The organism is Burkholderia sp. Ac-20345 (assembly GCF_017104825.1).
GTDB lineage: Bacteria > Pseudomonadota > Gammaproteobacteria > Burkholderiales > Burkholderiaceae > Burkholderia > Burkholderia lata_B.
The window spans coordinates 45,474-60,100 of sequence record NZ_JAAGPO010000005.1 but is presented as its reverse complement, the minus strand read 5'-3'; the positions used below and the strand labels follow the sequence as shown (position 1 = coordinate 60,100).

Sequence of the window (14,627 nt, the reverse complement as noted above, 5' to 3'; positions counted from 1 at the left end):
CCTTCGTTGACCATTTCGTCCAGCACGCAGGTCTACCTGCGACAAAACATCCAGTTCGAACCGCTGATCAACAGCTGGTACGCGTGGTATCACACGCTTCCGCCGTTGACCGCCGCCCTCAACGTGGCGGAGCGGTTCCTGCCGCTGCTGAAGTCCTATGCCGCATCGCCGATGATGCATGCGGCGGCCTGCAAGGATCCCGCGATGCGCGGCGGCCCGTTTCTCGACCTGGGCGGCCAGCGCGTCGACGAGATCCGCGCGCTGATCGAGCAGACCACCCGGCGCGCGACCCGGCAACTGGAACTGGCGAAGGCTTACAAGGCGTTCTCCACGCTGCTGCTGGAACAGGCCAGGGGGATGGCGTCGGACCCGCTCTACCCCGAGATTCCGGAGGTGTTGAAGGGCTATGTCGAGATCTACTACGACCTGAACCACAACCCGTCCTTCCGGGTGTTCGAAAGCCTGCTGTACGCGAGCCCATTCTATGCGCGCGATGCGCAGAGCATCGCGCTGTCGGCGATCGAGGAGAACACGCCCCGGCCGTTCATCCTCAGCACGCCCCGGCTCAGCGACGAGCGCACGCTGTTCAGCAACATGGCCTTCGACGACCGCGCGCTCGACGCGCTGTTCCGCATGCGCGACACGCCCGGCAGCTACGCGAAAATCGTCGACCTGATGCGCGTGGAGGAGAAGGACGAGCCGCTGTTCCGCTCGTTCTTCGTCGAGGAGGCGCCGGCGCCGAAACCGGATCGTTCGTTCGACGGCGACGACATCCGCATCCGCTACTACGGCCACGCGTGCGTGCTGGTCCAGAGCCGGGGCGTGAGCATCCTGATCGATCCGGTGATCAGCTACGGCTACGACACCGCGCTGCCGCGCTACACGTTCGCCGACCTGCCGGACCAGATCGACTACGTGCTGATCACGCACAGCCATCACGATCACATCGTCCTCGAAACGCTGCTGCAGCTTCGCCACAAGGTCAAGACCGTGGTGGTCGGCAGGAATCTCGACGGCTTTCCGCAAGATCCGTCGATGGAACTGGCGTTGCGCAAGCTCGGCTTCGACGACGTGCTGGAAGTTCGGGATGCCCAGGAAATCAAGGTGCCCAACGGCGCCATCACCGCCATTCCGTTCCTGGGCGAACACAACGACCTGGCGATCCACAGCAAGCAGAGCTTCATGATCCGCTTCGGCTCGCGCTCGGTGCTGTGCATCGCCGATTCGTGCAACCTGGACCCGCGCCTCTACGAGCATGTCTTCCGCCTCGCCGGCAAGCCGGACACGCTGTTCGTCGGGATGGAAACCGAGGGCGCGCCGCCGTCTTGGGTCTACGGCCCGCTGTTTCCCAAGTCGCTGCCGCGCGACATCGATCAGTCGCGCCGGGCGCGGGGCTGCCAGTTCGGCGAGGCCGCCGCGCTGGTGGACGATTTCCCGTTCAACGCGGCGTATGTCTATGCGATGGGTCAGGAGCCGTGGCTGAACCACCTCCTCGACAACACCTTCGACGAAAACTCGCCCAGCCATATCCAGTCCACCCAGTTCGTCGCGCACTGCAAGGCCAAGGGCATCGCGTCCGAAATCCTGTACGCGAAGAGGGAGATCGTGCTTTGTCAGAACTGAATCTCAACGCGCTCTCGACCAGCGGGCAATACCAGGAACACGTGGCGTTCTGGAGCGACGCGCTCGGTCGCATCGACGAAGACTTCCGCCTTCAGCAGGCGTGGCAGGCGTACGCGCTGCCGCTCGGCCCCGCGCCGACCCTGACGTTCGCGCTCGACGGCGACGCGGCGCCGGTACTGGAGAAGCTCGCCGCCGGCAACGAGCTGGGCGCGTTCGTCGTGCTGCTGGCCGCGCTGTTCCGCGTGCTGGCGCGCCACGACGGCGCGGCCGGCCTGTTCGTGGAATCGCCGCGCCTGAGCGTCGAACCCGCGGGCGGCCCGGCCGATCCCGTCCCGCTGCTCGACGCCGGCGAGCCCGGCCCCACGGTTCGCGCGTACCTGAACCAGCTGCGCGACAGGGTGCAGCGCAGCTATTCGTACCAGGATTTTCCGATCGCCGCCCTCGCGCACAAGCTGCATGGCGAACGGCTCGCGACCAACGTCGGCGTGCGCTTCGACGGCCTTCACGACGCCTGGGCGTCGGACGACTACGACCTGTCGATCGAGATCCGGCATCGCGAGCGCTACGAGATCGTGCTGACGGGCCGGCCGACGGTGTTCACGCTGCACTATCTCCAGCATGTCGCGCGGCACCTGCGCAACGTCGTGGCCGGCTTCGGCGCACTTGACGCGCCGCTCGACACCGTCTCGCTGCTCGACGACGAAGAGCGCGCGCGCCTTCGTTCGCATGCGGCGCCCGTCGCGGTACAGGGCACCTTCCTGGAACAGTTCGCGCAACGGGTCGCGGCCGCACCGGACAGCGTCGCCGTGGTGACCGCCGACGCATCGCTGACCTATGCCGAACTCGACGACCAGGCGTCCCGGCTGGCGAGCTTCCTGCTCGCGGAATACGCGATCGAACGCGGCGACGTGGTGGGCGTGGTGGCCGACCGTTCCGAGCGCTGGATCGTCGGCATGCTCGGCGCCCTCAAGGCGGGCGCGGTGTATCTGCCGCTCGACCCGGAGTTTCCGCGGGAACGGCTGCGCTTCATGATCGAGGATGCGAAGGTCAAGGCGCTGCTGACGCACTCGGAACACCTGCCGTTGCTCGCCGATTTCTGGGCGATCCCGATGTTCGCCCTCGACTTCCAGCTCGACACGCTGGAGCCCGCGTCGGCGGCGGCGCAGGTCGAGGTCCGGCCGGACGATGCGGCGTACATCATCTACACGTCCGGCTCCACGGGCGTGCCCAAGGGCGTCGTGCTCGAACACGCAGGGCTCCTGAACATGGCGCAGTACCATGTGGACGCATTCGGTTTCGATGCCGCCGACCGGTTCGTCCAGTTCTACTCCCCGGGCTTCGACGGCTCGATCATGGAGATCTTCGTCACGCTGCTCGCGGGCGCGCGCCTCGTGCTCGCAAAGACCGCCGTGATCCGGGACGTACCGCGTTTCGTCGACTACATCGCGCAGCAGGGCGTCACCACCCTCAACGCGACGCCGGCCTATCTCGCCGCGCTCGACTGGCATGCGCTCGGCGCCGTGAAACGGGTCATCAGCGCGGGCGACAACGCCCGCGTGGCGGATCTGCGCGAGCTGGCCCGGACCCGCACGTGCCACAACTCGTACGGCCCGACCGAGGCAACCGTGTGCATCACGGACTACGTGGTCGACCCGGCAATCACCTACGGGGCCCGTCTGCCGGTGGGCCGCCCGATCCGCAATACGCACCTGTACCTGCTCGACGAGCACGGGGCGCTGGCCCCCGAGGGCTGCACGGGCGAGATCTGCGTGTCCGGCATCGCGCTGGCGCGCGGCTATGTCGGCCGGGACGACCTGACGGCCGCCGCGTTCGTCGACCACCCGTTCGAGGCGGGCGAGCGTCTCTATCGCACCGGCGACCTCGGCGTCTGGCTGCCGGACGGCAACCTGGAAGTCACCGGGCGGCGCGACACGCAGGTGAAGATTCGCGGCTATCGCATCGAAATGGGCGAGATCGAGGCGGCGCTCAGGCAGCACGCCGACGTCGCCGACGCGATCGTGTTCGTGCGCGAGGACGCGCCGCAGCACAAGCAGCTGGTGGCCTGCGTCGCGACGGCGGCGGCCAGCGTCGCCAGCCTGCGGGAATACCTGAAGGAACGTCTGCCCGAGTTCATGGTGCCGGCGTCGATCGTGACGCTCGAACGCCTGCCGCTGACACCGAACGGCAAGCCCGACCGCAAGGCGCTCGCCGCGCTGGAACTGGCGCCCGTGCCGAGCGAAACCGCGTACGTCGCACCGGCCAACGACGTCGAGGCGCGCCTGGGCAAGATCTGGTCCGAGGTGCTGGGCCGCGAGCCGATCGGCGTGCACGACAATTTCTTCGAACTGGGCGGCGACTCGATCCTGATCATCCAGGTGATGTCGCTGGCCCAGCAAGTCGGGCTCAAGTTCACCGCCGACCAGTTCTTCGCGCATCCGACCATCGCCGAGCTCGCCCAGGTAGCAATGGAGGCGCCGTCGCTCCGGATCGCGCAGGAGCCGGTGGTCGGCCCCGCCCCGCTGACGCCGATCCAGCACTGGTTCTTCGCGCAAGACGTAGCCGATCCGCACCACTACAACCAGTCGACGATGATCGAGGTGCCCGCGTCGCTGCGGCCGGACACGATCGAGCGCGCGCTGGCGGCCGTCGCGACGCATCACGACGCGCTGCGGCTGAGTTTCGAGTGCGTCGCCGGTGCGTGGCAGCAATCGCATGCGGCGCCGCCGCTGGCCATTCCGCTCGGCGTCACGTCACTGGCGGACGCGGCGCCCGCCGCACGGCAGGCCGCGATGCTCGCGACCGCCACCGGGATGCAGGAGAGCTTCACGCTATCGGCGGCGCCGCTGCTGCGCGCGCACCTGTTCCAGTTCGGTCCCGACGCGTCGCAGCGCCTGCTCGTGGTCGCGCATCACCTGGTGATCGACGGCGTCTCGTGGCGCATCCTGTTCGAAGACCTGTACACCGCGTGTCGCCAGCTCGACGCGGGCGAAACGGTGCAGCTCCCGGCCAGAACGACGGCCTGGCGCGACTGGTCGACGCGTCTGTCCGAACTCGGCGCGACCCGGCTCGACGGGCTGGACTACTGGCTGCAGGGGAACGCCGGCGAACCGGCCGACTTCGACGACATGCCGCTCGGCACCCTCGCCGAAGCCGGCTCGACGGTAATCGAGTTCGACGCGCAGCAGACGCTCGCGCTGCTGCAGGACGTGCCGCGCGCGTTCAACACCCAGATCAACGAAGTCCTGCTGACGGCCCTGCTGCTCGCGTTCGGCGACTGGACCGGCAACGCGTCGCTGGTCGTCGATCTCGAAGGCCACGGCCGCGAGGACCTCTTCGACGGCGTCGATACGTCGCGCACGATCGGCTGGTTCACCGCCCACTATCCGGTGTTCCTGAACGCCGGCGACGCCACCGTGGCGGTCGACGCGCTGCGCCACGTCAAGGAGCAACTGCGCTCGGTCCCGATGCGCGGGCTCGGCTACGGCATCGCCCGCTACCTCGGCCACGACGCCGGCATCGCGGCCGCGCTGGAACGGCAGCCGCCGGCGCCGGTGCGCTTCAACTATCTCGGCCAGGTCGATCGCGTGCTGGCCGACGACACGGGCTGGAAGCCGGTGCTCGATTTCCAGAGTCCCGAGCACAGCCCGCGCGCGCGTCGCGGCCATCTGTTCGAGATCGACGGGATGGTGTTCGACGGCCGTCTGCGCCTGACCTGGCACTACAACCGCGAGGCCTGCGCACCCGGCGTCATCGAGCAGCTGACGCAGAGCTACCGCAGCCGTCTGCTGTCGATCGTCGCGGCCAGCGGCGACGGCCCGCGCGCGCTGAGCCCGTCGGACTTTCCGGCCGCGCGCATCAGCCAGGAAGCGCTGGACGCCCTTGTTTCAAGGATCAAATCGTGACATCCCCCACCATTGCCGATATCTACGAGCTCTCCCCGATGCAGGAGGGGATGCTCTTTCATGCCGTGCACGAGCCCGGCTCGAGAAGCAGCTTCAACCAGCTCAGTTGCCGGATCACCGGCAGCCTCGATCCCGCGCTGTTTCATGCCGCATGGCAGCAGCTCATCGATCGGCATCCGGTGATGCGCACGTCGTTCCATTGGGAGGAATTCGACAAGCCCATGCAGGTCGTGCACGCGCACGCCACGCTGCCGTGGGTGCAGGACGACTGGCTCGACCTGCAGGAACACGAACAGCGCAAGCGGTGGCGCGCGCATCTCGAAAACGACCTGGCCGAGGGCTTCGCGCTCGATCGCGCGCCGCTCGTGCGCTGTCGCCTGGTGCGCGTCGCCGCCGACGCCTACCTGTTCAGCTGGAGCCACCATCACATCCTTGCCGACGGCTGGTGCCTGTCGCTCGTCATCGAGGAGATCTTCCAGGTGTATGGCGCGCTCGCGCGCGGCGTGCCGCCGGCGCTGCCGCCGGTGCGCCCCTATCGCGACTATATCCAGTGGCTGCAGCAGCACGAGCCGCAAGCCGCGCAGCAATACTGGACGCGCTATCTCGAAGGGTTCCGCACGCCGACCCCGCTGCCCACGGCCGCGCGCGCGGACGCGGGCGAGCGCTTCGGCCAGGGCCTCGCACAAGTGCAGGCCGACCTGTCAGCCGACCTGAGCGCGCGCCTGCGGCAATTCGCGGCGCGCCATCACGTCACCCTCAATACCCTCGCGCAAGCGGCCTGGGCGCTCGTGCTGTCGCGTTACAGCGGGGAGACCGACGTGGTGTTCGGCGCCGTCGTGTCCGGGCGGGGCGCCAACCTGCCGGGGATCGAAACCATGCTCGGCCTGTTCATCAATACGGTGCCGGTGCGGGTGCGGGTCGACCCAAGGCAGCCGCTGGTACCGTGGCTGAAGATGATCCAGGCGCGCGTGGCCGCCCGCGCGCCGTTCGAGCACACCCCGTTGCCCGACATTCAGCGCTGCAGCGAAGTGCCGCCGACGTCGCCGCTGTTCGAGAGCAACATCACGTTCATGAATTACCCGCTCGACGCGTCGCTGACGCATGGCGCGCACGGGCTGGCGGTCGACGAGGTAGCGCTCTACAACCGCGCCGACATTCCGCTCGAATTCGTGGTGACGGCGCGCGACGACTGGAAGATGGAACTGTCGTTCGATCCGCGGCGCTTCGACGAAGACACCATGCAGCGGATGCTGGGCCACGTGGCCGCGACACTCGACGCGTTCGCGGCCGATCCGAACCGGCTGCTCGGCCGCGTGCCGATCTTGCCCGAGGCCGAACGCCGGCAGTTGCTGGAGACCTTCAACGACACCGCCGTGCCGTTCGACGCCGCGCGCACCGTGGTGCATCGCCTGGAGCAGGCCGCCGCGGACCACCCGGAGCGGCCCGCGGTCGAGTACCGCGATAGCGTCCTGAGCGCGGGCGAACTGAACGCGCGCGCCAACCGCATTGCGCACCGCCTGCTGGCCGCCGCCGAGCTGGGGCCGGACGCGCTGGTCGCGATCTGCATGCACCGGTCGGCGCATCTGATGGAGGCGATCCTTGCCGTCTGGAAATGCGGCGCCGCCTATATTCCGATCGACCCCGACTATCCGGTGGCGCGCATCCGCACCATTCTCGAGGATTCCGGCGCCACCCTCGTGCTGACCTGCGACGGCCTCCTGCCCCCGGAGCTGGGCGGGATCGCGCCGGTCGTGTCGCTCGACGCCGTCACCGATGTCGTCGACGACACCAATCCCGGCCGCCCCGTGTCGCCCGACAGCCTCGCCTACGTGATCTACACGTCCGGCTCCACCGGCAAGCCCAAAGGAGCGATGGTCGAGCACGCCGGCATGCTGAATCACATGCTCGCCGAGATCGACGAGTTTTCGATCTCGGCGTCGTCGGTGATCGCGCAAACCGCGCCGCATTGCTTCGATATTTCGGTCTGGCAATTTTTCACGGCGCCGCTCGTCGGCGGCAAGACCGTGATCGTCGACGACGAATGCATTCGCGATCCCGCGAGTTTCGTCGCATACCTGGAAACCACCCGGATCGGCATCCTCGAACTGGTGCCGTCCTATCTGTCCGCGGTGCTCGACCGCGCGTCGGAACAGCCGGCGCTGATGCGGCACCTGCGGCACCTGCTCGTCACCGGCGAGATGGTCAGCCCCGCCCTGGTGAAACGGTGGTTCGACGTGTTCCCGGACATCGCGCTGGTGAACGCGTACGGCCCGGCCGAAGCGTCCGACGACATCGCGCAGCACCGCATGACGTGCGCGCCGGCCACGCCTTACGTACCGGTCGGCAAGCCGATCCGCAACGTGCGCCTCTACGTCGTCGACCCGCAGATGAACCTGTGCCCGATCGGGATTCCCGGCGAGCTTTGCGTGTCCGGCGTCGCCGTCGGCCGCGGCTATCTGAACAACGAAGCCGCCACGCGGGAGGCTTTCGTCGAGGATCCGTTCCATCCGGAGCGCGGTGTCCGCCTGTACCGCACCAGCGACATCGGCTGCTATCTGCCCGATGGAACGATCGTGCTCCACGGCCGCAAGGACCACCAACTGAAGATCCGCGGCTACCGCATCGAGCTCGGGGAGATCGACAACGCGCTGGCCGCCATTCCGGAAATCCGCCAGGCGGCCGCGCTCGACTATCGCGACGAGGCCGGCCGCGCCGCGCTGTGCGCGTATGTCGCGTTCCGCGACGGCGCGTCGCTGAGCGACGCCCGGATTGCCGCCGCGTTGTCCGCCACGCTGCCGGAGTACATGGTGCCCGGCATCTACGTGGTGCTCGACGCGCTGCCGCTGAGCTGCAACGGCAAGATTGACCGCAAGGCGCTGCCGCCGCTGGACCGCTCGCGGCTATCCGCCACGGCACACGCGCCGACGCCGCCCCGCACGCCCACCGAGACGCTGCTGTGCCGCATCTGGGGCGAAGCGCTGGGCATTCCGTCACCCGGCATCCACGACAACATCTTCGCGCTGGGCGGCGATTCGATTCTCAGCATGCGCATCGTGTCGCTGGCCGCGAAGGCGGGCCTGAAGATCACGACCCGGCTCATCTTCCAGCATCCGACGGTGGCCGAACTCGCCGCCGTGGCGACGCGCGGCACGGTCGGCGCGGCGGAGTTCGTCGCGTCGTCCGGCCCGCTGCCGCTGACGCCCATCCAGAAGCGTTTCTTCGCGCAGCGCAAGGACGACCCGGACCAGTACAACCAGGCGGTCCTGCTCGACGTGCCGGCGGATGTCGATCCGGTCTTGCTGCGCCAGGCGCTGCGGCACGCGGTCAAATGGCATGACGCGCTGCGGCTGCGCTTTCGCGCGGACGCGTCCGGCTGGACCCAGGAAGTCGTCGACGATCCGGAGGTTCCCGTCGTCGTATCCGACATTGCGCGCGATCAGCTCGCGCAGTACGTCGCGCAGTCGCATGCGAGCCTGAATCTCGCGGACGGCCCCGTCGTGCGTGCGGACCTGTTCCGCGTCGACGAAGGCCGTTCGCTCCGCCTGCTGCTGGTCGCCCATCATCTGGTCGTCGACGGCGTGTCGTGGGGCGCGCTGCTCGAAACCGTGTACGACGCCTATACCCGCCTGCGCAACGGCAAGGCGCCCGAATTCGCGGGCGGCAGCGCGACATGGACCGCATGGACCCGGGCGATCTCGAACTGGGCCGGCTCCGGCGCCGCCGACGCCGACATCGCCCATTGGCAGGCCCTGGCGCATTCGGCCCTGCCCGGCCTGCCGCTCGATCGCGATGCGTCCGCCGATGCCAATACCGTGTCGTCCGCCGAAACGATCGTGGTCGAGCTCGGCGAAGCCGCCACGACGGCCTTGCTGGGCGCCGCGCCCCGCGCGTACGACGCGCAGATCAACGACGTGCTGCTTGCCGCGCTTGCACGTGCCGTCAGCGACTGGAGCGGATGTGCCGACGTCCTGCTGGATCTCGAAGCGCACGGGCGCGAGGAACTGATCGACGATCTCGACATCTCGCGCACGGTGGGCTGGTTTACGTCGGTTTTCCCGGTCGTGCTGACGGTCGATGCCGGTTTGCACGATCCGGCTCGCCTGGTTGCGTCGGTCAAGGCGCGACTGCGCGCCGTGCCGAGCGCGGGCATCAGCTACGGCCTGCTGCAAGACCGGCTCGACGGCCCGGCTCCGCAGCCGCGGCTGCTGTTCAACTACCTGGGCCAGACCGACCAGCTGTTCACCGCCGCAGGCGACTGGAAACAGGCCGCGGAGCCCAGCGGGGACGGCCGCAATGCGAACCAGCTGCGCGAGCACCTGCTCGACATCAACGCCTACGTGACCGGCAACCGCCTGCACGTTGCGTGGGAGTTCAGCCGGGCCTGCCACGACACGGACACCATCCAGCGCGTCGCGCAAGCGTACATCGCGGCGCTCGAAACCCTGGTCGCCGGCCATGCCGTCGAGTCCGCATCGTCCCGGCCCGCGACCGGCTTGCCGCAGGCGCCGGCCTCGGTGATGCCGGACGAGATCGCCGACGTCTACGCGCTGACGCCGACCCAGCAGGGCATGCTGTTCCACAGCCTGTACGAACCCGCGTCGGATGCGTACTTCAGCAGCCTGAATTTCGGTATCGACGGCGCGCTCGACGTCGAACGGTTCCGCCGCGCGTGGGATACCGTGGCGCACCGGCACGACATCCTGCGCACCTCGTTTCACTGGGAAGACATCGAAAGCCCCGTGCAGGTCGTGCATCGCCGTATCGACTTGCCGTGGCACGACGAGGATCTGCGCGCGGCGTCCGCCGTGGAGGCCGAACAGCGCTGGGAAGCCTACGTGGCGCAAGACCGGGCGCGCGGCTTCGACTTTACCCGCGCGCCGCTGATGCGGCTCGCGCTGTTCCGCGTGGGCGAGCACGCATGGCGCTTCCATTGGAGCCATCACCACATCCTGCTCGACGGGTGGAGCTCCGCCCGGCTCCTGAGCGAAGTGGCCGCCGCCTATCAGGCGCCGCCGGCCGCAGGCGCTCCCGAGCGGGACGCGCCGCCCGCCTTCGCCGATTACGTGCGCTGGCTGGCGCGCCAGGACGCTGCCGCGGCGGAACGTTTCTGGAAGACGAAGCTGGCGGATTTCCCGGCGACGACGCCGCTCGTGCTGGGCCGCCCCGAACTCGACGGCACGGCCGCGCCGGGCGCCTATGTGGAAGAGCCGCTGCTGCTCTCCGAAAGCGACACGCAACGGCTCGTCGCCTTCGCGCAAGCCAGCCGCCTTACCCTGAACACGCTCGCGCAGGGCGCGTGGGCGCAGTTGCTGAGCCGCTATAGCGGCGAAGCGGACGTCGTGTTCGGCACGATCGTTTCCGGTCGCCCGGCATCGCTGCCGGCGTCGGACGAGATGGTCGGGCTGTTCATCAACACGCTGCCGGTGCGGGTCCGCATCGACGCGCGCCCGACGTCCGCGTGGCTCGCGCAATTGCAGATGGATCTCGCGCAGCAGGAGGAATATGCGCACTATCCGCTGGCCGACATCCAGAAATTCGCCGGCCTGCCGCCCGGCGTGCCGCTCTTCGAAAGCCTGCTCATCTTCCAGAACTATCCGGTCGAGGAAGCGCTGGCCGATGCACTGCCCGGCCTGCGGATCGGCGCATTCCAGGTGTCCGATCCGAACAATTACCCGCTGACGCTGGTCGTGACGCCGGGCAAGCGCCTGTCGCTGCAGGTGCTGTACGACGACGGCCGGTTCGATCGCGAAACGATCGTCCGCCTGCTGCGCCATGTCGAGACCCTGCTCACCGGCCTCGCCGGCGCGGAAGATCGCCCGAACCGCAGCGTTCCGCTTCTCGCTGCCGCCGAGCGGGACGCCATCCTGCTCGACTGGAACGAACCGTTCGCGCCGGTTCCGTCCGACCGGACGCTGCCCGAAGTGATCGAGGCCGTCGCCGCCGCGCACCCGGAGCGCATCGCGGTGCGCTGCGGCACGGAGGTTCGCACCTATCGGGACCTCGTCGAAGGCGCCAGCCGGATCGCCGCGCATCTTCTGCAAACGGCCCCGCTGCAGCCGGACGACCGGATCGCCGTCTGGATGCCGCGCTCGCCGCTGATGCTGGAAACGATCCTGGCGATCTGGAAGTGCGGCGCGGCATATGTTCCGGTCGATCCGGCCTATCCGGCCCAGCGGGTCGAGACCCTCCTGACGCTGGCCCGGCCGGCCGTCATCGTCGGCACGGACTGCCAGCCCCCGCCGGCGCTGGCGTCGATCCCGCTGGTCGATCCCGCCCGCCTGCCCGCCCATCGCGACGCCGAAGCACCGACGCCGCGCTGCCGGCCCGCGGACCTCGCCTACGTGATCTTCACGTCGGGTTCGACCGGCCAACCGAAGGGCGCGATGGTCGAACATCGCGGCATGCTCAATCACGTGCTCGCGATGGCGCGCAGGGTCGGGCTCGGCGCGCAGAGCGCGGTCGCCCAGACCGCTTCGCACTGCTCCGATATTTCGGTCTGGCAGTGTTTCGCGGCGCTGGCGTCTGGCGGCACGACGGTGATCTATCCCGATGCCGTGATCCTCGAGCCCGCGTGCCTGATCGACAGCCTGCACCGCGACCGCATCACGGCGATGCAATTCGTGCCGTCCTATCTGGCGACCTTCCTCGGCGAACTGGAACGGCATGCGGCACCGGCCTTCCCGCACCTCGACACGCTGCTGACGATCGGCGAAACGCTGCAGCCCGCCACCGCGCAAGCCTGGTTCCGCCTGAATCCGGCGGTCCGGCTCATCAACGCGTACGGGCCGACCGAAGCGTCGGACTCCGTCGCGCACTACAGCATGGGGAGCGCGCCGGATCTGTCGGCGATTCCGATCGGCCGGCCGATCGAGAACCTGCGCCTCTACGTCGTGGACGCCGACATGAATCCGTGCCCACCCGGCGTCAAGGGCGAGATCTGCATCGGCGGCGTCGGCGTCGGGCGCGGCTACCTGTTCGACGAAGCACGCACCCGGGCGGTGTTCCGCGACGATCCGTTCAGTCCGGAACCGGGCGCGCGCCTGTATCGCACCGGCGATATCGGCTGCTTCGGGGCGGACGGCAATCTCCACTTCTTCGGCCGCCGCGACTTCCAGGTCAAGATCCGCGGATATCGCATCGAGCTCGGGGAAATCGAAGCCGCGCTGACCGGTCTCGCGGGCATCTCCAACGCCGTCGTGGTCGCCCGCGAGACGCCGGATTCGGAAATGACCCTGTGCGGCTACGCGTCGGGAACCGGCTGGACGCCCCAACGCGTGCGCGACGCACTGCGCGACAAGCTGCCGGCACATATGGTGCCCGACACCGTGATGCTGCTGCCGGCGCTACCGGTCATGCCGAACGGCAAGATCAACCGCGCCGCGCTGCCGCTCCCGGATGCCGCGTCGGTGCCAGACGGCGTGCCGGCCGAACCGCGGACGCCGGTCGAAGCGGCGCTGCTGCGCATCTTCGCCGAGGTGCTCGGCCGCCGGCCGAACGGTGTCGACGACGATTTCTTCGAGCATGGCGGCCAAAGCCTCAAGGCGATCCAGATGGTCAGCCGGATCCGGCGCGAACTGAAACTGGAAGTCGCGGTGGCCGACATCTTCCATGCGCCGACGCCGCGCGCGCTCGCGCGGAAGCTGGCTGCCATGCCCGCCGGCGGCGGCGCTGCCGCCGACGACGACGCGATCATCCCGGCGCTGGCCGTGCAATCGTCCTACGCGGTGTCTCGCGCACAGAAGCGGATCTGGCTCGCCAGCCGCAGCGCGGATCCGTCCACGTACAACATGGCAGGCGCGCTGCAGCTGGACGGCGCCGTCGACACGGCGCGTCTCGTCCGTGCGTTCGACACGCTGGTCGATCGCCACGAGAGCCTGCGCACCGTGTTCGCGATGATCGAAGGCGACTTGCGGCAACGCATCCTCAGCCGCGAATCATCCGGTTTCCGGGTCGAGCAGCGGGATCTCGCCGACGATGCCGGGCCGCAAGCGATCGATGCGCTGATTCGCACGGAAAGCGAGCAGCCGTTCGATCTCGCGTCGGGGCCGCTCTTTCGCGTCAAGCTGGTGCGGCTCTCGCCGGCGAAGCATCTGCTGCTGCTGAACATGCATCACGTGATATCGGATGCGTGGTCGATCCGCGTGCTGACCGACGACCTGCATGCGCTGTATGCGGGACGCGACCTGCCGCCGCTGTCGATCCAGTATCGCGACTACGCCGCGTGGCACAACGCGAGCCTCGCAGGCCCGCGCGCCGCCGCGCATCGCGCGTACTGGCTCGAGCAACTGGCGGCGCCGCTGCCCCGCCTGCAACTGGCATCCGACTTCCCGCGTCTCGAGCGGCTCGGTCATGCCGGGCAGACGCTCGAAGTCGAACTGCCGGAGCCGCAGGCGGCGGAACTCGCGACGCTGGCCCGCGCTCACCATACGTCGCTCCATGCGGTGCTCCTGGCGTCGTTCTGCGTGCTGATGCACCGCTATACGGGGCGTGAGGACATCGTCATCGGCAGCGTGTCGGCCGGGCGCGACAGCGAGCAACTCGAAGCGCAGATCGGCGTGTACCTCAACACCGTCGTGCTGCGCGTCCCGGTGCGGAAATCCGCGACCGTCGCGGAGGTGATCGACGGTGTGGCGAAAGCCTCCACGGAAGCGCTGGAGCATGCGTCCTATCCGTTCGACGAGTTGCTGGAAGACCTGAAGATTCGCACCCCGGCGGGCCATTTCCCGATCTTCGACATCCAGGTGAACCACGTTTCGATGCCGGCGCCGCAGCCCGGTCTTCGCATCACGGACCTTTCGCAGACCGACACGACAGCCAAGTTCGACCTGTCCTTCCAGGTCGTGGAAAGCGAAGGCAGGCACCTGATCCAGTTCATCTACAACACCCACCTGTTCCGCCCGTCGACCATCGCCGCGATGCGCGATCGACTGCTCGCGATCCACGACGTCTTCCGCCGCGATCCGGCCACGCCGGTCGATCGCATCCCGCTCTCCGGCGATGCGCCCGCCGCCGGCCCACGGGTGCGGGTCGGCCTGCGCCTGAAGCGCGCGCCCGAGGTCACGGCCGACGACGCGCTCGAGGAGAAGACCTGATGCGGGCCGG

At 68.6% G+C, this 14,627-nt stretch carries 3 protein-coding genes; all 3 read left to right on the top strand.

Features of this window, described 5'->3' with window-relative positions; genetic code table 11:
* Nucleotides 1-6 precede the first annotated feature (6 nt).
* From G3O06_RS04145 to G3O06_RS04135, 3 genes are read left to right on the top strand one after another with little or no spacing between them, the layout of a single operon-like run.
* On the top strand, nt 7-1,623 hold the full coding sequence (locus G3O06_RS04145) for an MBL fold metallo-hydrolase (RefSeq protein ID WP_205815115.1): 1,617 nt from the start codon (nt 7-9) through the stop codon (nt 1,621-1,623).
* Nucleotides 1,611-5,525 carry a non-ribosomal peptide synthetase gene (locus G3O06_RS04140; protein ID WP_205815114.1) on the top strand — a complete coding sequence of 1,305 codons (3,915 nt, stop codon included), beginning with the start codon at nt 1,611-1,613 and terminating at the stop codon, nt 5,523-5,525. The genes G3O06_RS04145 and G3O06_RS04140 overlap by 13 nt, the downstream gene beginning before the upstream one ends.
* Nucleotides 5,522-14,617, top strand: a complete 9,096-nt coding sequence (locus G3O06_RS04135; protein ID WP_205815113.1) for a non-ribosomal peptide synthetase — start codon at nt 5,522-5,524, stop codon at nt 14,615-14,617. Before G3O06_RS04140 ends, G3O06_RS04135 begins: the two co-directional genes overlap by 4 nt.
* Nucleotides 14,618-14,627: the final 10 nt, after the last annotated feature.